Genomic DNA, 21,587 nt, shown 5'->3' with positions numbered 1-21,587 from the left:
CGACAACCAACCGCCGGATGCACGCCCCCCCGACGAGGAGTCTTGATGCTCACGCTCCATACACAGAGGTGTGCACGATGAAGGAACAGTTGATTGCCCGGACGTTCGTCGAGCTCGCCGACAGTCTCGTCGCCGACTTCGACCTCATGGACTTCCTGCGCCTGCTCACCGACCGCTGCGTCGACCTGCTCGACGCGAGCGCGGCGGGCGTCCTGCTCGCCGACCGTGACGGCGTGCTGCGCGTCATGGCCGCCTCCGACGAACGGGTGCGCCTCCTGGAACTCTTCCAACTCCAGAACCACGAAGGCCCCTGCCTGGACTGCTTCCACACCGGAATCGCGGTCTCCGTCCACGACCTGCGCAACGAGACCGCCCGCTGGCCCCTGTTCACCGCCCAGGCTCAGCGCAGCGGTTTCAACGCCGTCCAGGCGCTGCCCATGCGGCTGCGCGACGAGGTCGTCGGCGCCCTCAACCTCTTCCACGCCACCCCGGCGCCCATCAGCCCCGCCGCCGCCCCCTTCGCCCAGGCCCTCGCCGACGTCGCCACCATCAGCCTGCTGCAACAACGCACCACCGAGCGCAACACGCTCCTCAACGAGCAGTTGCAGACAGCCCTCAGCAGCCGCGTGCTGATCGAACAGGCCAAAGGAAAACTCGCCGAACGCCGCCACACGGACATGGAACAGGCCTTCACCACCTTGAGGGCCTACGCCCGCTCCCACAACCGCCGCCTCTCGGATGTCGCCCGCGCCTTCATCGACGAATCCGAATTCCTTCCCGGTCTCAGTTCCCGAAGTTCCTGAGCAGCCCGCTTCAAGAAGGGTTCGTCATGCCACTCAGCCCCCCTCGCGAGACCTCCCGCGACACGCTCGGTACTCCCACCGGCCTCGACCGCCTCGACGAGGGAGAACTGATCGCGCTGGACGCCCACTGGCGGGCGGCGAACTACCTGGCCGTCGGACAGATCTACCTCCTGTCCAACCCGCTGCTGACCGAGCCCCTGGCTCTTGAGCACGTCAAACCGCGGCTGCTGGGACACTGGGGCACCTCACCGGGACTGAACCTGGTCCACACCCACCTCAACAGGGTGGTGAAAGCCAGGGACTTGAACGCGATCTGTGTCTGGGGGCCAGGTCACGGCGGGCCCGCCGTGGTCGCGAACTCCTGGCTGGAGGGCAGCTACACCGAGACGTACCCGGACATCACGCGGGACGCGGCCGGCATGGCCCGCCTCTTCCGGCAGTTCTCCTTCCCGGGCGGCATCCCCAGTCATGTCGCACCCGAGACCCCCGGATCGATCCACGAAGGCGGCGAGCTGGGCTACTCCCTCTCGCACGCCTACGGGGCCGCGTTCGACAACCCGGGGCTCCTGGTGGCCTGCGTGATCGGCGACGGCGAGGCCGAGACGGGCCCGCTGGCCGCCTCCTGGCACTCGAACAAGTTCCTCGACCCGGTACGGGACGGTGCCGTCCTGCCGATCCTGCACCTCAACGGCTACAAGATCGCCAATCCGGCGGTCCTGGCGCGGATACCGGAGTCCGAACTCGACTCCCTGCTCCGGGGATACGGCCATGAGCCCCTCCATGTCACCGGGGACGACCCTCATGCTGTCCACCAGGCGATGGCCCGCGCCATGGACGAGGCCCTGGACCGCATCGCCGCCTTTCAGCATGCCGCCCGCACCGAAGGCGCCGGTTCCGCCGTCACCGAACGCCCGCGGTGGCCGGTGATCGTGCTGCGTACGCCCAAGGGCTGGACCGGACCGGCCGAGGTCGACGGCCTCCCGGTGGAGGGCACCTGGCGAGCGCACCAGGTCCCATTGTCGGCCGTACGCGAAAACCCGGACCACCTGCGGCAGTTGGAACGATGGCTGCGCTCCTACCGGCCGGAGGAACTCTTCGACGAGCACGGACGCCCCCGGGCACAGGTTCTGGACTGCGTCCCCGACGGCGCGCACCGTCTGGGCGCCAACCCGCACTCCAACGGCGGTCTGCTGCTGCACGACCTGCCCCTCCCGCCCCTGGAACGGTTCGCCGTCCCGGTCGACAAGCCCGGCGCGACAGCGCATGAGCCGACCCGTATCCTCGGCGACCTGCTGGCCCGGGTGATGGCCGACACGGGCGAACGGCGGGACTTCCGGCTGGTCGGTCCGGACGAGACGGCCTCCAACCGCCTCCAGGCCGTCTACGAGGCGAGCGGCAAGGCGTGGGAGGCCCAGGTACTGCCGACGGACGAGCACCTGGAACGCGGCGGCCGGGTGATGGAGATCCTGTCCGAACACACCTGCCAGGGCTGGCTGGAGGGCTATCTCCTCACCGGACGGCATGGCTTGTTCTCCTGCTACGAGGCCTTCGTCCACATCGTCGACTCCATGGCGAACCAGCACATCAAGTGGCTGCGCATCGCCCGCCGGCTCCCCTGGCGCCGCCCGATCGCCTCCCTCAACTACCTGCTCACCTCGCACGTGTGGCGCCAGGACAACAACGGTTTCTCGCACCAGGACCCCGGTTTCGTCGACCACGTACTGAACAAGTCGCCGGAGGTCGTGCGCGTCTACTACCCGCCGGACACCAACACCCTGCTGTCCGTGGCGGATCACGTGCTGCGCAGCCGCGACTACGTCAACGTCGTCGTCGCGGGCAAGCAGCCCTGCTTCGACTGGCTCGACCTCGACACCGCCCGCGCGCACTGCGCCCGCGGCGCCGGGATCTGGTCCTGGGCCGGCACCGAGTCCGAGCGCGGCGAGCCGGACGTGGTGCTCGCCTGCGCGGGCGACGTACCCACCCTCGAAGTGCTGGCCGCCGCCTCGCTGCTCCGTCTCCATCTGCCCGAACTGGCGGTACGGGTGGTCAACGTCGTCGACATCGCCCGGCTGCTGCCCGCGGAGGAACACCCACACGGCATGCCCGAGAGCGAGTACGACGCGCTGTTCACCCCCGACAAGCCCGTCGTCTTCGCGTACCACGGCTATCCGTGGCTGATCCACCGGCTCACCTACCGCCGCGCCAACCACCCGCACCTGCACGTACGCGGCTACAAGGAGGAGGGCACCACCACGACCCCGTTCGACATGGTCGTACGCAACGACCTCGACCGGTACCGGCTGGTCATGGACGTCATCGACCGGGTGCCCGGTCTCGCGGTCCGGGCCGCGGCGCTGCGGCAGCGGATGGTCGACGTCCGCTACCGCCACCACGACTGGATCCGCGCCCACGGGGAGGACCTGCCCGAGGTCGCCGAATGGACCTGGAGTCAGTGACCGCCCGGATGGCGGAGATGCGGGTGGGGGACGCCGCCGCCGAAGACGCGAAGGCCGTGCTGGCCGCGCTCGCGAGCAGTCCCGAGGGCCTGTCGGGGGGCGAGACGGGTGAGGCGGCCGAGCGGCTCGCGGCCGTCGGGCCGAACGCCGTACGCACGCACCACGTCCGCGTCCTGGCGCTCCTCGGGCGGCAGTTGCGCAGCGCCCTGCTGATCCTGCTGGCGGTGACGGCCGGGGTCTCGTACTTCTTCGGCGAGCGGACCGGCGCGATCATCATCGCGGGGATCCTGGTGCTGAGCGTGGCCCTGGGATTCGTCAACGAGTACCGGGCGGAGAAGGCGGCACAGGCCCTGCACTCGCGGGTGCGCCACACGGCCGTCGTGGTCCGGGACGGCGCGGCCACCGAAGTCGATGTGACCGAGCTTGTGCCGGGCGATGTCGTACGTCTGACGCTGGGGCAGGTGGTACCCGCTGACCTGCGCCTGCTGGAGTGCACGGCGTTCGCCTGCGACGAGAGCGTCCTCACCGGGGAGTCCGCCCCGGCCGACAAGGCCCCGGAGCCGGTCGCCGCGGGGGCGGCACTGGCCGAGCTGACCTCCTGCGCGCTGATGGGGACAGTGGTGCACGGGGGCGGCGCGACCGGAGTGGTCGTCGCCACCGGGGGCCGTGCCGAGTTCGGGCGGATCGCGCTGGGGCTGGGAGAACGGCAGCCGGAGACCGACTTCCAGGCGGGGCTGCGCCGCTTCTCCATGCTGCTCCTCAAGGTCGCCGCCGCCCTCACCACGGGGATCTTCGTCATCAACCTCCTGCTCCACCGGCCTCTGCTCGACGCCCTGCTCTTCTCGCTGGCCATCGCGGTGGGCATCACCCCGCAGCTGCTGCCCGCGGTAGTGAGCACGAGTCTGGCCGCCGGTTCACGGCAGCTGGCGCGTCGCAAGGTCCTCGTCAAACGACTGGTGTGCATCGAGGACCTGGGCGACATGGACGTCCTGGTCACCGACAAGACCGGCACGCTCACCGAGGGCCGCATCCGTTTCGAGGCGGCCCTCGACCCGGCCGGCGCCCTCTCCGACATGGTGCTCAAGTTGGGCCTGCTGGCCACCGAGGGCGACCTCGACCAGGTGGGCGGGAACGCACTGGACAGCGCGCTGTGGCAGGCCACCGGCACTCCCCCGGCCGGTCACCACCGGCTCGCGCTGCTGCCCTTCGACCACGACCGGCAGTTGGGCTCCGCGCTCGTCGAGCGCGCGGACGGCAGCCGCCTGCTCGTGGCCAAGGGGGCGCCCGAGGCGGTCCTGGCCCGCTGCGGGGACGTACCGGACGAGTCCGCGGTGGTGCTCCAGGAGCACTTCGCGGCGGGCAGCCGGGTCGTCGCCGTCGCCACCAGGGACGCCGACGGGCAGACATCCCTCACCGCCGCCGACGAGTACCGGCTGCGTCTGGCCGGCTTCCTGGTCTTCCTCGACCCGCCCAAGGCCGGTGCCGCCGCCTCGCTTAAACGCCTGGCGGACCTCGGCATCACGGTCAAAATATGTACGGGCGACAACGCGCTCGTCGCGCAGAAGGTCTGCGCCGACCTCGGCCTGCCGCCAGGCCGGGCCCTGACCGGCCGGGACATCGGGGAGCTGGACGACGAGCAGCTGACCAGGGCGGCCGAGACCACCACCGTCTTCGCCCGTGTCTCGCCCCAGGACAAGGCCCGGGTCGTACGGGCGCTGCGGCACCGGGGCCGGGCCATCGGGTTCCTGGGCGACGGGGTGAACGACGCGTTGGCCCTGCACGCCGCCGACGTGGGGCTGTCCGTGGACACCGCGACCGACGTGGCCAAGGACGCGGCCGACGTCCTGCTCCTGGAGAAGGACCTCGACGTCCTCGCCGACGGGGTCGCCGAGGGCCGCCGGATCTTCGCCAACACCATCAAGTACGTCCTGATGGGCACCTCCAGCAACTTCGGCAACATGTTCAGCGCGGCCGGAGCCTCCCTGGTGCTGTCCTTCCTGCCGATGCTGCCTTCGCAGATCCTGCTCAACAACCTCCTCTACGACGCCGGGCAGTTGACCATCCCCACCGACCACGTCGACCCGGAGCAGCTGCGCGCGCCCTCGCACTGGGACATCGCCTTCATCCGCCGTTTCATGCTCTTCTTCGGGCCCGTCAGCTCCGTCTTCGACTTCCTCACCTTCGCCGTCATGATCGAGATCTTCCACACGGGCGCCTCGCTGTTCCGCTCCGGCTGGTTCGTGGAGTCCCTCGCCACGCAGGCGCTGGTCGTCTTCGCGATCCGAACCCGCCGGGTGCCGTTCTACCGCAGCCGGCCCAGCCGCCCCCTGATGGTCAGCGCCATCGCCGTCGTCGCCGTCGGTGTCGCGCTGCCGATGTCGCCGCTCGCGGGGCCGCTCGGTTTCCAGGCCCTGCCGCTCGGACTCCTCCTCACCCTGGCCCTGATGGTCGTGCTCTACCTGGTGCTGATCGAGGGCGCCAAGCACGTCTTCTACGCCCGTGCCGACGCGCGGGCCGCGCTTCCACCGGTACGCCACCGCACCCGTCGGCACCGCATCCAGCGCCGGGCCGGCCGCTTCAGCCACCCCGGACCGCTGTGACCCTGGTGACGTACTGTCACCGGGGTCATCAGCGGCACCACGCGGCACCAAGACGGTCCGCATCACTCCGTCGGCCGAGCGGTCAGCCGTTCAGTGACTCCTCGGCGTCCCTCCGTGTCGGCCAGTCGTCCCGTCGCTCCCCGGCCACCTCCGCACGGCCGCCGATCCGCTTGCCGCCGGATCCGACCCGTTCTCCGCTCAGTGAGAAGGCGGGCGCGATGGCCGGTGCCGGAATGGCCGGTGCCGGAATGGCCGGTGCCGGAATGGCCGGTGCCGAGATGGCGGGTTCGGGGATCACGACGCCCGTGGGCGCCGCGGGGCGCCGGGTGCTCCGGCTGATCCGGTGCGTGACCCGTCCGTCGGACGCGCCGCCGGTCTCCCTGCTCTGGTGCTCGAAGAAGCGGAGCATCTCCACGGGGAACGGCATCACGAGGGTGCTGTTCTTCTCGGCGGATACGTCCACCACGGTCTGCAGCAGGCGCAGTTGGAGGGCTCCGGGGGTGTCGGCCATGGTCGCGGCGGCGTCGGTCAGCCGCTGGGACGCCTCGAACTCGCCGTCGGCGGCAATGACCCGGGCACGGCGTTCCCGCTCCGCCTCGGCCTGCTTGGACATCGAGCGCATCATCGACTCCGGAAGGGCGATGTCCTTGATCTCCACACGTTCGATGCGCAGCCCCCAGGGCTCCTCGGTGGGGGCGTCCATCACCTTCTTGAGTTCCGCGTTGATGTGGTCACGGTCGGAGAGCAACGTGTCCAGGTCGGCCCTGCCGATGACCGAGCGGAGCGATGTCTGGGCGATCTGGGAGACGGCGGCGGGGTAGTTGCGCACGTTCACCAGGGCTTTGACGGGGTCGATGACCTTGAAGTAGACGACCGCGTCGACGGTGAGGGTCACGTTGTCGGCAGTGATGGAGCCTTGCGGCGGGATACCGAGGACCTCGGTCTGTACGGACACCTTCCGCATCCGGTCGCCGATCGGCCGGATGACACGCAGGCCCGGCCCGCGGATGTCCGGCAGCAGCCGCCCGAAGCGGAACACCACACCCTTCTCGTACTGCTGGACGTTGCGCACGCTGAGGGCGAGCAGGACGAGCCCGGCCACGGCGAACACCGCCAGCACGGTGATCAGAACACCCATGGTTCCCACATTCCTTACGTCGCTGACGGTCCCGGACCCGAGGGATCCGGGAAGCACACGGCACGGGAGGACCCCGGCCTGTCGTCTGTGATGCGGCCGGGGTCTCGAGCTGCTGTCGAGGAGTTGCCGGCTCTTGGGGTCACGTGTCCGCGGCCACCACCGACTCTTGGGGTCGCGTGCCGGCTGACTTTCCAGGTCGCGTGCCGACGGTCACCGCGCGCGGTCGAAGGCCCCGCGCGCTCGGCTGTCGTCTCCACCCACGGGACCACAGTGCCGGGAAGGACCGGGTCGCAGCCGCCGTCCGCCAGGAGCCCGACGGTGCTCACGGCGGCTCTCTTCCCTCACCTCCGGGTGCGCCCGCCCGGCCTCGTCCGGCTGCGGCCGTAGTGGTCACAGCACCTCCACGGCCCTCATCTCGCCGTCGGCGGAGCGGAAACGACCGGGATCTGCGGGCGTACTGAGGGCTCGCGGACCGCATCGTCCCCTTCGGAGTCCCAGGCCGCCTGAACGGCCCGGTCGGTCTCCGAGACCGTGCGCAGGCTCGCCGCCTCCACCATCAGCCGGTCCGCGTGCGAGGTGCGCAGGCAGTCTCTCCCGGCGGCCATCAGCCAAAGAGCCGATGCGGGAGTCGGCTGCACCTGCCCACCTACGGGCACCGCGCCCGGGACAGCCGTCCGGTACGGGTGGTCCGCCAGGTCGCCGGTGACCCGACCCCTCAGCGGATCGAGCACGGCCGTCGGCGAGGAATCAACGGAAGCAAAAGGCCTCCGGCATGACGGAGGGGAGGGCATGTTTTCGGAGATCGGCGTGGGGGTAGCGGTCGCATTCATGACACGAACCCGGCTCCGGACCGACCGAAACCGGCCCGAGATGATCAAATCGCCGAAAGCGACACGGACATGGGAGCCGGTGCGCGAAATACCCTCGGTAGCACCGAGCGTACTCCGCCGAGGGTCCGGAAGGACTCCGCGTCCGGGCAACACGGCTGCCGCAGGACCGGGACCGGGAACCCCGCCCCGCCCGGCCGTGGTCACCGCGGCACCACCGACCTCCACCGTTCCGGGCTGCGCCGCTCGGTGCCGGACTGAAGGCACTGACTGCCCTCAACCGGTGCGGTGACAACAGCCCCGGGCCCGCAGCACCCCTGGGTGCCACGGGCCCACGGCCGGTCCGGCAGACACCGTCAACGGACAGCGGTTCCCAACCCCAGGTTGTCGTTCACGGCGGTGTCCATGCTGTCCATGAGCCACCCGGCCTCCGCCTCCGTGGCCGCGGGCGGTACGACCAGCAGGTCCCACCGGCCGCGGCCGGGCGCCAGCAGGCAGACGGTGGATGGGGCGTGTCGGTTGGTCGTCCGGCGCAGGCGTACCACTTGGTCGGCGACGAGCAGCCGTCCGGGGAACGAGGCCCATACGGCCTCATCCACCAGGACGCTGCTGACGTGCCCCCAGGCGGGCGGCAGTCCGCCCAGCAGGTGGGGCAGTTCGGAGGTCAGATCGGTCGAGCGGGGCCACCAGACGCCGTCGATGCGCCGGGGCATGTGGCCCTGTGTCGATTGGGCCGACAGGCGCAGGCGGACGGCTGACGACGAGAGCGGGGGCGGGGGAGCGAGCGTCATGAGAACTCCTGAAGGGGACGCGGTCGAACGGGTTCACGCGCGGCGGGCGGCGATACGGTCCGGGGTGGGCCAGCGCACGTCCTTGACCCAGCCGAGGCGTTCGAAGAGGCGGATGACGGCGGCGGAGGGGTCGAGCTGGCCGCGGTCGACGCCGTGCCGGGCGCTGGTGGGGTCGGCGTGGTGGAGGTTGTGCCAGCTCTCTCCGAAGGAGAGCAGGGCCAGAGGCCACAGGTTGGTGGAGCGGTCGTGGAGACGGGTGCGGAACGGACGCTCGCCGATCACATGGCAGAGGGAGTTCACACTCCAGGTGACGTGGTGGAGCAGGGCGATGCGGACGAGTCCCGCCCACAGCAGGGCGGTCAGAGCGGACGCCCAGGTGCCGCCGATGAGCCGGCCCGCGGCGAAGGGGAGGACGAGGGTGAGCACACACAGGGCCGGGAAGGCCCGGGACACGGCCCGGATGTCGCGGTCGGCGACGAGGTCGGGAGCGTAACGCGCCGCAGATGTGGGCTCGTTGCGGAACAGCCAGCCGACGTGGGCGTCCACCAGACCCCGCAACTGACCGCGCACAGACGTGCCGTAGCGGTACGGAGAGTGCGGATCGCCCGGCCGGTCGGTGAAGGCGTGGTGGCGGCGGTGGATGGCGACCCAGCCGATCACGTCACCCTGGAAGCTCATCGACCCGGCCGTCGCGAGCGCGATGCGCAGTGGCCGTACCGCCCGGTAGCCGCCGTGGGTCAGGCCCCGGTGGAAGCCGACTGTGACACCGAGGCCCGTGACGGTGTAGAGCACCGTGGCGAGCAGGACATCGACAGGATGGATCAGGCGCCCCCACAGCAACCAGCCGGCCAGGCCGAGTGCCAGGAACGGCAGGAAGACGATCAACGCCGTGATCGTCAGGGACAGCCGCTCGTTGCCGGTGCGCTCACAAGTCGTTCCGCCGCACGGGAAGGGTGCCCTCCCGTCGTACTCCAGGAGCGGCGGGGCACTTTCCGGCTGAGCGGCGGACGGGGGACGGAGAGACTGGAGAGACATGGGCGGTCCTTGACCTCGGTGACAACAGTGCGGCCGGGGTCTTGGGCTGCGCCTCTTCGACGGCGGGTGGGTGGGTGCGATCGGCGGGCAGTCCGCTGAAGTCGAGCCAGGAGCGGAGCGGACCCGCTGCGTGCGAGGCGTCCGCTGTGAGGTGCAGTCGTGTCCCCGTTCGCGAGGGGCCCGCGACGCTGCTCGTCACCGGCGGAAGACGACCGGAGCGCGTCCGCGACGCGCCGAACCGCTTCACAGTCGGCAGCGACCATACGGGCTTCCACCCGGCCCTGCTCGCTCGTGCGTGGCCTCGGAGCGGGGTGGGCAGTGCGCGGCTTCGGATGTCACGGGGCGGAACCTGCCCGGACCTGGGCGGCCCGCATCTCTCTTGCGACGAGGACGAGGCCTGTGCGATCACCGGCGTACGACGTGCCCTCGACGTCTTCACCGTACTCCTGCCGGTACGACAGTCGCGGCAAGACCAGGAAGACTGAAGGAGTACGGTGAAGGCACCGAGGGCATTTCGCACACCGGCTTCCACGCCGGGTCGTTCCCGGCGAAAGGTGAAACCCGGGCCGCAACTCCAGGGGCGGCCCGGAGACGGGTCCTCATCATGACCGCGACCTTCGAAGCAACCCTGCCGCGGCTCGCACCCGTCGCAGCGCCTCCCGCTCGTCTCGTACTGAAGGCCGACGCCCGATCCCGCGGGCTCCTGGACGGCGCCTGGTGGCCGCGCTCCCGCGACCTGCTGCGCGAGCTGCCCGCGCTGACTGATGTCTTGGACCCCCTGTGGGGCCGCATCACCCATGTCGCCGTCAACCCCGAGCACTGGCCGGTCATCCCGCACAAGGTGCCCGTCCGCGGTCATGTCGTGAAGGTCGGCTGGTTCACTCCGGAGATCGACCCGCACAAGCTTCTTCTGTTGTCCTACGGCACCGGCCGCTGGGACCTGCTGGTGATCCCGCCCGAGACCGGCCCGGAAGCAGCCGCACGTCTGATGGCGGCGGCATCCGAATACGGCGGCCCGCCACTGACCGCAAGCACGCTCATCACCGCCGACCGGGCCCCGCACGACGTTTCCGTGCCCACCCGGGTGCAGGACGCGGAGAGGGCATGGGAGTCCGAGGGCGGCGCCTCGCAGTTCACTGCGGCTGTCCCGAGGCAGGCCAGCCGACTGATCATCGGTATGTGAGGTGCGCGGCGGCAAGACAGCCGCCTCCGGCGCTGCTTCCGGGCCGGACGGACGGATGCCCTCCGTGCCTCTCGCAAGAAGGGGCGGCCCGCACCTCAACACGAGACCTCAGGGCAGGACGCCGACGACACGGGCGTTGCCGAGCGGATCACCGTGCTCGACCGGGCGCTCGTGCACATCGCGGTGACGTTGGGCTACCCGACCGGCATCGGCGCAATGCGGTTCGGGCCACCGCGCGGTCGCCGGCAAAGGCTCCGGAGGGGTAAGACCACAGTCCCGGGGCCCGCCCCCGTGAACGCACGAGCCGTCACCGGCGTTCTGTCGCACGCAGGCGCCGCAGTGCCCCGAGCAGCTCTCGCTGTATCTGCTCCGGGAGCGGCTCGTCTCCTGCGTCGTGGCGACCAGGACCGCGGCCACGTTCCGGAGTTTGACGTTGCCGTGCTGCAACACGCCCACCAGCAGGACCCAGGCCCGTTTCGCCATCGTTCCCGGGCAGTTCGCCACTCCGATGGGCGTGGCCGGGATGCACCCATACGCCCCACACGCGACGCTGGCTGAAGGCCAGCGTTCTCGCTCGTGGAGGCTGGAGACGTCGACACACGGGAGCCGTGAACCAATGGGCCGGTGCAAAGGACGTTTGCTCGGCGCCCTGGTCCTGGTCGGCATCCTGGCAGTGTCGGCATGCGAGTCGCACGGCGACATCGCGGTGTCGAGTACCAGCGACAGTGCCGCTCTCGACGCGCCGACTGAAGCCAAGGTCAAACAGATCGTCCGCCGGTTCCAGGACACGAACCGCACCCCAGGGGTCCTGGTCGGCATCTGGAGCCCGAAGGGGAACTTCGTCAGTGCCACCGGCGTCGCCGACATCGCGACCAAGGCGCCTCTCCAAACGGACATGCAGTTCAAGATCGCGAGCCAGACCAAGACATTCACGGCCAACCTCGTCCTGCAACTGGTGGGGGAGGGGAAGGTCGCCCTTGACGACCACATCTCCAAGTGGGTGGCGGGCGTGCCCAACGGGGACCGGATCACGATCCGGCAGCTTCTCAACCACACCAGCGGCCTCGCGGACGGCTTCACGTCGCCCACCGTCCAGGCGAAGGTGACCACCGGCTGCACCGTCGCGGAGCTCCTCTCAGCCGAGGCGAAGTTTCCCCCTGTCGCACCTCCCGGCACCAAGTGGTCGTACAGCAACTACGGTTACAACCTGCTCGGCCGGGTCGTGGAGCTGGCCGGCGGCGAGGATCTGAGCACCGCGGTCCAGCAGCGCATCGCCCGACCGCTCGGACTCCGTCGCACCCTGCTCCCGACGTCGGGGAACGGCCTCAGCAAACCCTTCACACACGGGTACGGGCTGGGAGATGTGGGCCCCACCCAGGCACCCACCGCTTCCGACGATGCGACAGCCCTTCCGGCGTCCTGCCTCTGGGCACACGGAGGCATGGTCTCGACGCTCTCGGACATGCGGGTCTGGTCCCGCGCCTTGGCGACCGGTGCGCTGCTCAAGCCAGAGGTCTGGGCCGAGGCGACCAAGGACCCGATCCCCTTCGTCTTCACGGGTAACTACAACGGACCCGGTAAGTGGCGGTACGGACTGGGATTCGTCGAGTCCGGCGGGTTCATCGGCGGAGAAGGCAGTTTCGCCGGCTACGAGTCCACCGCCATGTACTCGCCCACGCGTCGGACGGCGATCGAGGTGGTGTCCACCAAAAACCCCAACGCCATCACGCCTCCCCCGATGTTCCAGGCTCTCGCCATGGCGATCTTCGGCACCGATATCGGCTTCGGTCTTACACCCGAACAGGCGCTCGCGCCCGCGTTCACAGGGGCGGCGGGATAGCCGGACACAGGCAGCCGAAAAGGTAGGCCCGGGCTCATAGCCGGCCGTGCGGCACGCGGGGTGTGAGTCAGCGGCGGCGCAGCACCATGACGACAGCGACGACGACGATGATGAGGACGACGGTACCCAGGCCTATGTACACGGGTTTCTCTTTCCTTCGGGGAAACGGTACCCATTGGTGCCGCGGGGACCCGAGTGCCCCGTTCTAGACCTTTTAGCCCGCCCAGGTGATTCTGTTTCACCGCCGTGACCTGTATCGGTACTGCTGGCGGAGTGCCCGTACTGGATCTGTCCGCCAATGAAATTCGTCTACTCCGCAGAGAGGAGGTGTGCGGCCTTCCGCTCGTAGCGGCGGTGGAGATATCTGCATCCGGCGACCATAGAACTCAGCTGCCATTAGGCGACCAGTTGGTAGATGCTCCGGGCCATCAGGTACAGACCGAGGAGCAGTGAGAGCGTGACGATCAACTGCTCCTGGTGTTGCTCCAGCCAGCTGCGCAGGGCGTTCAACCGGGTTTTGGCGGTCGTGGGCGCCCAGACCGTGTACATCTCCATGATGATGAGGCTGAGCGTGGCCAGCAGGCAGTAGCCGGTCAGTGCGAGCCAGTCGGTGAGGGTGGAGAGGTCCGCGTCGACGGCGGTCGCGGCTCCGGCGCCGACCATGGCCCAGGGCTGCAGCAGCCATGCCAGGCCGGCTGCCGTGGTCGGGGAGGCGTTGTCGATCCGGGCGGTCCAGCGGGGCGGGCCGTGCGGGTGGGGCGGTCGGTGGCGCCGGTGCGCGCCGTACAGCACCAGCGCGAGGCCGATGGCGAGTTTCACGGCGATCGTCGCGGTCGAGGGCACACTGTGACGGGCCGGGGGCTGACCGCCCGTCAGCAGCACCACACAGGCGATCACCACAATCAGGTTGGCCAGCCACGACAGCAGGAACGCCAGGCCCTGGCGGACACCGCGCCGCGAGGAGAGCAGCAGGATGAAGGCGCTGTTGTGCAAAGGCCCCAGGGTGATGGCCGTACCGATCACGAGCAGGTCGAGGACCATCGGATCAGTCGCTCCTGAAGATCGGGACCGTCTACCGCCGGTGGACGGGCGGGCCGGTCGGCAGAGTCAGGCGGCGCGCTTATGGCGCCGCATCCCGACCCTGCAGGGGGTGGCCCGGCCAATCAAGCAGGCCACGCCCACGTCCTCGTATGCACCAGGTCTCGGTCGTCTTGAGAGCCCAGTGGTCGCGGCCCGCTCACGCTACAGGCGGGTCAGAACACGGTGATCCAGTCGTTCCGCATGCTCGCCACAGTCCAGTTCAGTTGCTTCGCGGTCGACAGCGCCTGTTCCGCGCCGGTGGTGTAGGCGTACTCGCGATCACGATCGTCGCGGTTGAGTGTGAGCGCGAAGGTTGCGCTCACGAGCATTTCGATGTCCAGAACCGAGTTGCCCTGCAGCCAGCGGCGGCAGACGTCCGGTGCGGGCGTAGATGCGTTCGGGCCTTCCCCCCTGGGTCGTCACGGACGGCTTGGGACCAGACCTGCTGCAGGAAGTTGAACTGCGGCGGCGCGGGTTGTTCCACCCACAGGGTGCCGTCGTTGTCGAACACCGCGATCCTGTCCGCAGGTGCCACGAATCCGTCGCCGGGTCGGTCAACCGACTCCACGAGTGCCTGCCTGGCGGAACCGTCGTGCCGGCCGACGAGGAACTCTGCGGTCATATCGCCACCCAATCAGCAACAGGCAGCGATCCGGCACGGCCGTACCCGTCGGTGCTGGTCCGGCTTGCCGGTCCCGCGGCAACCGAGGCGCCGCCAGAGATTCGGCAGCGCCGACGGCAACCGGATCGGACAGTGACAGCCCCCCGGCAGTCCGTGTCGGCACTGGGCCCTCACTTGTTGTAGCGCGGGTGGCGAGAACTTCGGTCCTTTATCGACGACGTATACGCGTGTCGGCGGGGCGAAGCTGCCGCCTCCCTCCTCGCACGGCCCTCCTCAAGGGCCCCGCTGGTGAAGGAAGGCCGGCGGACCCGTGATTCCTGCTGCGGACGAACCCACCTCATCAGGCTGGCACACGTGTCCGCCATCAGTCGTGTGGGCCGCAGCCCGATCCGTAACCCTTGAGCATTCTTATCCCCGACACCGTCCGCAGGCGCGCGCCGGGATGCCCTCCTGGGCCGTTACCAGTACGGGCGGTTTTCCCCGCGCGCTACGACAGGACCGCAGATCCACGCCCACACCTGGAGACGTTCCGGCCACATCAGCGCCGCCCACCACGCACAACAGCGCGCCTCGCAGGCGACCCTTCGGAATACCTGCGGCCTCAACGCGGCCCAACCCCGCCCCCGCACCCCGGTTCAAGTCGTTGCCGCCACCTACCTGAACCAAGGTCCCAACCATTCCCGCAGGTCAGACCCGTGCCAACTCTGGGCGACGCAGACACCGTTGAACTTGCGAGCAGCGGATTCGGTCCGTCGGCGCAAAGTCCCGAATCCGAACGCCTGATGAGATGTTTCCGCAGGTCAACGGCCTGCATGGTGGGGCGGGTGGGACTCGAACCCACGGTCGGCGGATGATGAGTCCTTCGAGGATCTTGGCGACCCTTGCCGATCAACGCCTATCCTTGACGTTTTCGCAGGTCAGGCACAGTAAGCCGTGTCGGCGCTTCTCTGTCCCTGTCAGTCTGTTCCTGTCCTTGCGTCCCCAACACGTCCTCAATGAGGCCACAAGGGACCAGACCGGAGGCACCCGGGAGCATCTCGCCAGCGGGGCGACAAGTCTCGAACTCGCGCGCAGCGGATTCCCCTTCCAACGCGCGGGCCGGCCCCGGCACTCGGGGCGGAGCCACCATGCCCTTCGCTGCTCCGACCGGATGCCACCTCCCCATCTTCCGTGCCGCGATATGCCGCCCAGCGCCCCGGACGGTATATCTGCCGGCTCGATCCGCTGCGCACTGCGGATCACCGCGTCGGACCCGCTGTCAGGTCGCGACGCCTCGGTGATCTGCTTGACGATGCCGTACGGGCATCCTTTCGGCCATTCCTGCATGACGTCCGGATCTCCCACTTCGCACGCCCCTCGCGTCCGGCGCTCGGTCCTGCCCGCGATCGGTCGAGGCCGACGGCGGACGTGCCCCACAGTTCCGCCCCGAAGGCTCTGCCCACGGCGCTGACCAGGCATCCCCTCGTCCGTCAGCGTCGCGTTATGGGTACGGGGCCCGCCGTCAAGCATCTGTCAGCGAGGAGGCCCGGCTCTGGTGGGGCGGGCATAGCTTCATGGCAGCGCCCAGTCGATCCGACCGGGCGGCGCACATCGCCTTCCGCGAGGAGCAGCACCATGCCTCCAGTCGAACCGGCCGGTGGGGTCGGGGGTCAGGGTGGCGGTGAGGTCGAAGGTGCGGCTGGCCTGCCCCAGTTCGACTGGCCGGAGCTTGGTGAGGCATCCGGTGCGGTGCAGGACGCGTTCGCCGCGAAGGGCGAACAGTTCGCGGGCGGGGCGCTGGCCGACCGTGCCGTCGTCGGCCAGGGTCAGTTCGCGCGGGAGGGTGAGGGCGCCAGCCCAACCGGCTTCGTGCCAAGGCGTCGTCACGGGCCTCCCACGACCAGCCCCACAACAGCCACCGGTCTTCTTCAGGGGCCTTGAGCAGGGCGGGGGCGTAGAAGTCCGGGCTGTGATCCAGCGGTATCGGAGGTGCGGTCACCGTGAAGCGGCCCTCTTCCTCACGGCCGGTGTGGACCGTCACGTGGCTGGAGCCGTCCTGCGGAGTCCAGTCGCTGAGGATCAGGACGCTGCGGTCCCCGAAGGTCGCGTACTGAGGACATTCCCATCCGACGGGATCGGTGGTCGCGGTGGAACTGCTGGTGTGGAAGGGGCCACGGTATGCCCATTTCTCCAGGTCGTCGGACCCGTAGAGCAGTGCCGTCCGGGGCCGTCGGCGAGTGCCGCGCCGACCAGCATGCGCCAGCTGTCGTCCTGCTGCCAGACGTAACGATCTACTTGACGACGTCGTACTCGGCGGCGTTGCCGGCGTCGTGCGTCCACAGGGTGAGCGTGTCGCCGTCGGCGCCCGACGAGACGGTGCTCCCACTGCTGCCGCAGCCGACGACGAGGACTGCCGCGGCCAGAGCGGCTAAACGCGACACCGCGAGGCGCCTTGTTCTCGATTCCACGGGGTTCCTCCAACTTCGCTGGTCACGGTCCTGCAAGACCGTGTCGGCGGCCGGTGCTACGGCCGCCTGTATCGGTGGTACTTCGCCGTCTCCGAGGTCAGAGTCGGGGCGGCGAAGCGACCGATGCCCGTGCCACCAGCGGGCAGGGCAGCATTTCCTGAGCGGCCGGACCGGGTTCCCGGTTCGGTGTGCCCGTGAGCGCGAGCAGTTGTGCGACAGCCCGCGCCCCCATCTCGTAGTGCGGCCGGGCGACGGTGGTCAGCCCGGGGAGCATGCCGTCGCAAATCAGTTCCTGGTTGTCGAACCCGATGACCGGCAGGTCGGCAGGGATCGACAGCCCCAGTTCAGCGGCGGCGTGGTAGGCGCCCATCGCCATCCGGTCGGCGAAGCAGAACAACGCGGTGGGTCGTTCCGCTGGCCGGAACAGCGTGAGCGCCGCCCGCCGCGCTGGCAGCCGAGGCGGTCTCGGCCACCACCAGCCGGGGATCGAAGGTGACGCCGGCTTCCGCGAGGGCCTGCCGGTATCCCTCCGGGCGTCCGTGGGTGGCCGGGATGTCGTCGACGTTGTTGATGAAGCCGATCCGGCGGTGACCGTGGCGGAGCAGTTCACGCACCGCCGTCGCCCCACCCTGCACCTCGCCGGGTACCGCCGACGGTACGGACGGGTCGTCCGCGCGTGCGTCGAGCAGCACCGTGGGGACCGAGCGCAACGGCTCCGGCACCTCCACGACCCGGTGGTACATGGACGCGTACAGCACCCCGTCGACCTGGCGCTGGAGCAGGAGTTCGATCTCCTTGCGCTCCAGCTCTGGGTCTCCGCCAGTGTTCAGCATGAGCAGCAGCGGGTCGTGCTTGGCGGCCACCTCCTGCGCTCCTAGGATGATCCGGCCCGCGTGGAGGGTGGTGGCGATCTGGTCACTGACGAAGCCGATGGTGCTCGACCGCTTCAGCCGCCGGCCACGGGCCAGTCCGTTGGGCGCGTCCCCCAGTTGCCGGGCCGTCTCCAGAACGCGCTGCCGGGTCTCGGTGTTGACGCGCTTGCCCTCGACCTCGTCGAGGATGTGGGAGACGGTCGTGACCGAGACTCCGGCGGCTGCCGCCACGTCCTTTATCCCGATCCGCCTGCCCAAGTGGTGCCCAATCGTTTTGGCAAGTGAGTGCGGGATGAGACCGCGCCCTGGTGGAGGCCTTTGTCGACGGTTCGTTACGGATTCGTGGCCAGCGGGTTCAGGAACGTCAGCGCGGAGGCGTCCTCTTCGATCAGCGGAACGAGGGCGGCGTTGAAAGGGCCGCCGTACGGGGCGTTCAGGTGCGCCTGGAAGGCGTCCTCGTCCCGGTACACCTCGAAGATCCAGAAGGCGTGCGGGGCGGCTGCCTTGGTGTAGACGTCGAAGGCGAGGTTGCCTTCTTCCTCGCGCACCTTCAGGGTGTAGTCGCCGATCAGACGGGCGACCTCGTCCTGTGCTCCCTCGCGGGCGGTGAACTCGGCGAGCAGGGTTTTCTTCACGGTCTCGTGTCCTTGTCAGTCGTGGGCGTCGGTCGTGAACGTCACTTGTGGCGGAGTCGAGGTGCCAGACGACGGCCTTGTCCAGCTTCACCGAGCCGTTCTCGGCGAAGACCGGCACTCCCTGGCTGGCGGGGTCGGGGAAGATCTGGTCGGTGATCGAAACCGCGCCGCTGCCGCCGAACACCTCGACGGACGACCAGTCGACGAGGATCTGCAGCTTCGCCTTGCCGTTCTCGGCCTTCAGCGCGGTCCGGACACCGGGGAAGGTGCTGCTGAAGTCCACGGCGCCGGAGTGGGTGCGGTCGACGTACACAGCTCCTGAGTCGTGATGTCGTAGCCGATGACGGTCTCCTCGCCATTCGCGCCGGTGCGCACCTTCAGACCGAAGCGTTCGGCGTCCTTGAGGGAGAGGGTCGCCTCGATGTCGAGAGCCTTGCCCTGCGCCGCGGGGCCGATCAGGGTCTTGGAGGCACTCTTGACGGTGACGCCGGACGCGGTCACCGCGTGCGGCTGCCACAGGGACCACACCCTGTTCACGGGCCGGCTGGTCAACAGGATGCTGCCGTCGACCGTACGCAGGGCCATCTCCCCGAGGATGCTCTGCGCGCCGCGCCAAGGTGACGTGGGGACGACCCCGCTGTAGTCCCAGTTGTTCATCCAGCCGATCATGTACCGCTTGCCGCCCGGCGCGTTCTCCCAGGACACCGCCGTGTAGTAGTCCTTGCCGTAGTCGGCCCAGTCGGCCCAGTCGGCGCGCTGCACGACGGACTGCGCGGCCGTGTCGGTGGCGGTGAACTGGTCGGCGAGGAGGTGGCCCCAGCCGGCGGTGTTCATGTCGACGATCTGGATCTGCGCCTCCTTGCCGGCGTAGGAGCGTATGTCGAAGGAGGCCCGGTCCAGGTCTCGCTGTTGGAGCTGGTGGCGCTGCGGACGACCTTGCCGTCGACGATCAGGTTGACGGACGTCTCCTGGGAGACGAGCTGGGCCTGGGTGTCCGAGAGCGTGCCGGGATACACGTCCGGAGCTCATGGTGTCTCCTGTGCTGTGGCCGTCCACTGGGCGGAGCCTGCGGCTCGTGCGTGGACCGACCGAAACGTGACGCCCTGGTCGGCGTCGTCGTCCAGGCGGCCGAACCGGTGGTGTCATCGTTGACATCAAGTGGCCCGATGATGTGCGGAATCCGGCAGACGCGTCAAGGGTTGGGGCGGAACTGCCCGGCGCGGCCCGCCCGCCCGTCAGGCGCCGCCGGCGGCCGCAAGCTGCGCCAACTGGTTCCGCCACGGCGGATTGGGACCGGCGACCGAGCAGGTCAGGGCCGCAACCCGGGTGCCGAACCGGCAGGCTTCCGCGACCTCGTCGAGACCGAGATCGGCCAGCCGGCCACCGAGGAGTCCGCGGGCGCCGAGGTGGTGCAGCAGGCCGGCGGTGAAGGAGTCCCCCGCGCCGACCGTGTCGACGACCCGCGTGGCCACCGCGGGCACCCGCAGCCGTTCGCCGTCGAGCGAGGCCAGGGCGCCGTCGGCGCCGAGCGTGATCACGACGAGCCGTACCCCCGCCGCATGCCAGATGTCGCACGCCTGCTCGGGCGGAGTGCCCGGCAGGAGGAGTTCCAGGTCGTCCTCGCTCAGCCGCAGGATGTCGGCGAGAGCGCACCAATGCGCCAGCCGGGCGCGGTAGACCTCGGGGCGCACCAGCAGCGGCCGGACGTTGGGATCGATGCTGATGGTGGCCCGCGGAGCAGCAGCCGCCAGGAACTCCTCCACCGCCGCTCCGCCGGGCTCACGGACCAGCGCCAGCGACCCGGTGTGCACACAGGCTGTTTCGGACAGATCCACCCTTGCCAGTTCCCCTGGAGTCCACTGCCAGTCGGCCGTGTTCTGCGCGTGGAACGAGAACGCGGCCTGCCCAGCGGCATCCAGCTCCGCCACGGCCAGCGTGCTGGGCTCGGCGGCGGCGACGGCGTACGACAGGTCGACGCCGGATGCCTCCAGGTGAGCCCGGAACAGGCGGCCGAACACATCGCCGGACAGGCGTGCGAGGAAGCGGGCCGGCGTGTCCAGCCGGGCCAGGGCCACCGCCGTATTCGCAGGTCCGCCGCCAGGCAGCACCCGCAGGGCGAGCTCGTTCGAGGCGTTTGCCGGTTCGGCGAAGGCGTCCGCGACGCACTCTCCCAGAACAGTGATCTGACGCGGGCTCATGGGCTGCTCTCTCTCGGAAAGGCTCGGGAAGAACGGGCAAAGGGGCGGTGCGGCGACACAGCCACTGACCGGCCGCGCGGAGCCGACGACTGGGGACGTTGCCAATTTGTGACGAGTGGAAGGCATTGACGTTGCCGGGATCCGGAGTCCATCATCCTGGCCAGGCAGTGTCAACGATGACATAAGTCAACGATGACACCCCGGGCGGCACGCTCTGATCCCAACCCCCGTGCCGCCCGCTATTCCACAGGAGTCGATCATGTCTCGCACCACTCGCCTGTCCTCGTCCCTCCTCCGAGCCGCCGCGGTCACGGGCGTCGCGGCACTCACCCTGACGGCCTGCGGGTCCGGCTCCGGTTCGGGCTCCACGAGCTCCGGCTCGGGCAAGGTGAAAGTCGGTCTGATCACCAAGACCGACACCAACCCGTTCTTCGTGAAGATGAAGGAGGGCGCGGAGAGGGCCGCCAAGGAGAACGGTGCCCAGCTGTCCACCGCCGCAGGCAAGTTCGACGGGGACAACGCCGGTCAGGTCACCGCCATCGAGAACATGGTCGCCGCCGGGGTGAAGGGCATCCTGATCACCCCGAGCGACTCCAAGGCGATCGTGCCCGCGATCCAGAAGGCCCGTGCCAAGGGTGTTCTGGTCATCGCGCTGGACACGCCGACCGAGCCGGAGAGCGCGGTCGACGCTCTCTTCGCCACCGACAACCTCAAGGCCGGCCAGCTGATCGGCGAGTACGCCAAGGCCGCCATGAAGGGCAAGACGGCGAAGATAGCCGCCCTCGACCTGGCGCCGGGCGTCTCCGTCGGCGTCCAGCGGCACAACGGTTTCCTGAAGGGCTTCGGCGCCACCGACAAGGACGTCGTGTGCGCCCAGGACACCGGTGGCGACCAGGCCAAGGGCCAGACCGCGATGGAGAACTGCCTGCAGAAGGCACCCGGCATCAACGTCGTCTACACCATCAACGAACCGGCAGCCCTGGGCGCCTACACCGCGCTCAAGGCCAAGGGCCGGGAGAAGGACGTCCTGATCGTCTCTGTCGACGGCGGCTGCACCGGC

Annotated in this window: 18 protein-coding genes and 2 pseudogenes; 6 read left to right on the top strand and 14 right to left on the bottom strand. The window is 69.3% G+C overall.

Features of this window, described 5'->3' with window-relative positions; genetic code table 11:
- Window positions 1–77 precede the first annotated feature (77 nt).
- From N4G66_RS43120 to mgtA, 3 genes are read left to right on the top strand one after another with little or no spacing between them, the layout of a single operon-like run.
- A complete protein-coding gene (locus N4G66_RS43120) occupies window positions 78–803 on the top strand; it encodes a GAF and ANTAR domain-containing protein (protein WP_261709790.1) in 726 nt (241 codons plus the stop codon).
- A gap of 26 nt (window positions 804–829) precedes the next feature.
- Complete coding sequence (locus N4G66_RS43115) at window positions 830–3,259, top strand: phosphoketolase family protein (protein WP_261709789.1); 2,430 nt, start codon at window positions 830–832, stop codon at window positions 3,257–3,259.
- A complete protein-coding gene (mgtA, locus tag N4G66_RS43110; RefSeq protein WP_261709788.1) occupies window positions 3,241–5,859 on the top strand; it encodes a magnesium-translocating P-type ATPase in 2,619 nt (872 codons plus the stop codon). Before N4G66_RS43115 ends, mgtA begins: the two co-directional genes overlap by 19 nt.
- Window positions 5,860–5,941: 82 nt before the next feature.
- On the opposite strand, the gene N4G66_RS43105 is transcribed toward mgtA, so the two are convergent.
- The 4 genes from N4G66_RS43105 to N4G66_RS43090 all read right to left on the bottom strand — a co-directional run bounded on the left by N4G66_RS43105 (window position 5,942) and on the right by N4G66_RS43090 (window position 9,650).
- Window positions 5,942–6,997 carry a slipin family protein gene (locus N4G66_RS43105; RefSeq protein ID WP_261709787.1) on the bottom strand — a complete coding sequence of 352 codons (1,056 nt, stop codon included), beginning with the start codon at window positions 6,995–6,997 and terminating at the stop codon, window positions 5,942–5,944.
- Window positions 6,998–7,407: 410 nt separating this feature from the next.
- The gene (locus N4G66_RS43100; protein ID WP_261709786.1) at window positions 7,408–7,602 is read right to left on the bottom strand and encodes a hypothetical protein; all 195 of its coding nucleotides are present in this window, start codon (window positions 7,600–7,602) and stop codon (window positions 7,408–7,410) included.
- A 578-nt stretch (window positions 7,603–8,180) separates the two neighbouring features.
- Window positions 8,181–8,615, bottom strand: coding sequence for a DUF5994 family protein (locus N4G66_RS43095; protein ID WP_261709785.1), 435 nt, complete (start codon window positions 8,613–8,615; stop codon window positions 8,181–8,183).
- A 33-nt stretch (window positions 8,616–8,648) separates the two neighbouring features.
- Window positions 8,649–9,650 carry an acyl-CoA desaturase gene (locus N4G66_RS43090; RefSeq protein ID WP_261709784.1) on the bottom strand — a complete coding sequence of 334 codons (1,002 nt, stop codon included), beginning with the start codon at window positions 9,648–9,650 and terminating at the stop codon, window positions 8,649–8,651.
- A 604-nt stretch (window positions 9,651–10,254) separates the two neighbouring features.
- Here N4G66_RS43090 and N4G66_RS43085 point away from each other — a divergent pair.
- Window positions 10,255–10,833 (top strand): DUF5994 family protein, encoded by a 579-nt coding sequence (locus tag N4G66_RS43085; RefSeq protein ID WP_261709783.1) that lies wholly within the window; start codon window positions 10,255–10,257, stop codon window positions 10,831–10,833.
- Between the two features lie 637 nt (window positions 10,834–11,470).
- Window positions 11,471–12,673: a serine hydrolase domain-containing protein gene (locus N4G66_RS43080; RefSeq protein ID WP_261709782.1), complete on the top strand. Its 1,203-nt coding sequence runs from the start codon at window positions 11,471–11,473 to the stop codon at window positions 12,671–12,673.
- Window positions 12,674–13,069: 396 nt separating this feature from the next.
- Here N4G66_RS43080 and N4G66_RS43075 read toward each other — a convergent pair whose 3' ends face one another.
- From N4G66_RS43075 to N4G66_RS43035, 10 genes and pseudogenes are all read right to left on the bottom strand, one after another.
- Entirely contained in the window at window positions 13,070–13,714 is a 645-nt protein-coding gene (locus N4G66_RS43075) for a GAP family protein (protein ID WP_261709781.1), read from the bottom strand.
- Window positions 13,715–13,926: 212 nt separating this feature from the next.
- Window positions 13,927–14,076 (bottom strand): hypothetical protein, encoded by a 150-nt coding sequence (locus tag N4G66_RS43070; RefSeq protein WP_261709780.1) that lies wholly within the window; start codon window positions 14,074–14,076, stop codon window positions 13,927–13,929.
- Window positions 14,077–15,926: 1,850 nt separating this feature from the next.
- Window positions 15,927–16,241: a hypothetical protein gene (locus N4G66_RS43065; RefSeq protein WP_261709792.1), complete on the bottom strand. Its 315-nt coding sequence runs from the start codon at window positions 16,239–16,241 to the stop codon at window positions 15,927–15,929.
- 52 nt (window positions 16,242–16,293) lie between these two features.
- Window positions 16,294–16,548 (bottom strand): annotated as a pseudogene (locus tag N4G66_RS43060) (glycoside hydrolase family 32 protein); the annotation flags it as partial.
- A gap of 97 nt (window positions 16,549–16,645) precedes the next feature.
- Window positions 16,646–16,795 (bottom strand): hypothetical protein, encoded by a 150-nt coding sequence (locus tag N4G66_RS43055; RefSeq protein ID WP_261709779.1) that lies wholly within the window; start codon window positions 16,793–16,795, stop codon window positions 16,646–16,648.
- Window positions 16,796–16,919: 124 nt separating this feature from the next.
- Window positions 16,920–17,198, bottom strand: coding sequence for a substrate-binding domain-containing protein (locus N4G66_RS46175; protein ID WP_391858981.1), 279 nt, complete (start codon window positions 17,196–17,198; stop codon window positions 16,920–16,922).
- Window positions 17,167–17,925, bottom strand: a complete 759-nt coding sequence (locus tag N4G66_RS43050; RefSeq protein ID WP_391858982.1) for a LacI family DNA-binding transcriptional regulator — start codon at window positions 17,923–17,925, stop codon at window positions 17,167–17,169. The genes N4G66_RS46175 and N4G66_RS43050 overlap by 32 nt, the downstream gene beginning before the upstream one ends.
- A 101-nt stretch (window positions 17,926–18,026) precedes the next feature.
- Complete coding sequence (locus N4G66_RS43045; protein WP_261709791.1) at window positions 18,027–18,329, bottom strand: putative quinol monooxygenase; 303 nt, start codon at window positions 18,327–18,329, stop codon at window positions 18,027–18,029.
- Window positions 18,330–18,381: 52 nt separating this feature from the next.
- Window positions 18,382–19,330, bottom strand: a pseudogene (locus N4G66_RS43040) (glycoside hydrolase family 32 protein); the annotation flags it as partial.
- Between the two features lie 234 nt (window positions 19,331–19,564).
- Window positions 19,565–20,527, bottom strand: coding sequence for a carbohydrate kinase family protein (locus tag N4G66_RS43035; RefSeq protein WP_261709778.1), 963 nt, complete (start codon window positions 20,525–20,527; stop codon window positions 19,565–19,567).
- 259 nt (window positions 20,528–20,786) lie between these two features.
- On the opposite strand from N4G66_RS43035, the gene N4G66_RS43030 reads away from it, so the two are divergent.
- A partial coding sequence (locus N4G66_RS43030) for a substrate-binding domain-containing protein (protein ID WP_261709777.1) occupies window positions 20,787–21,587 on the top strand: 801 nt, incomplete at its 3' end.

The organism is Streptomyces rhizosphaerihabitans, from assembly GCF_025399795.1.
Taxonomy (GTDB): Bacteria; Actinomycetota; Actinomycetes; order Streptomycetales; family Streptomycetaceae; genus Streptomyces; species Streptomyces rhizosphaerihabitans.
Note: the sequence above shows the minus strand (reverse complement) of the source record. Positions and strands in the feature narration are given on the sequence as shown.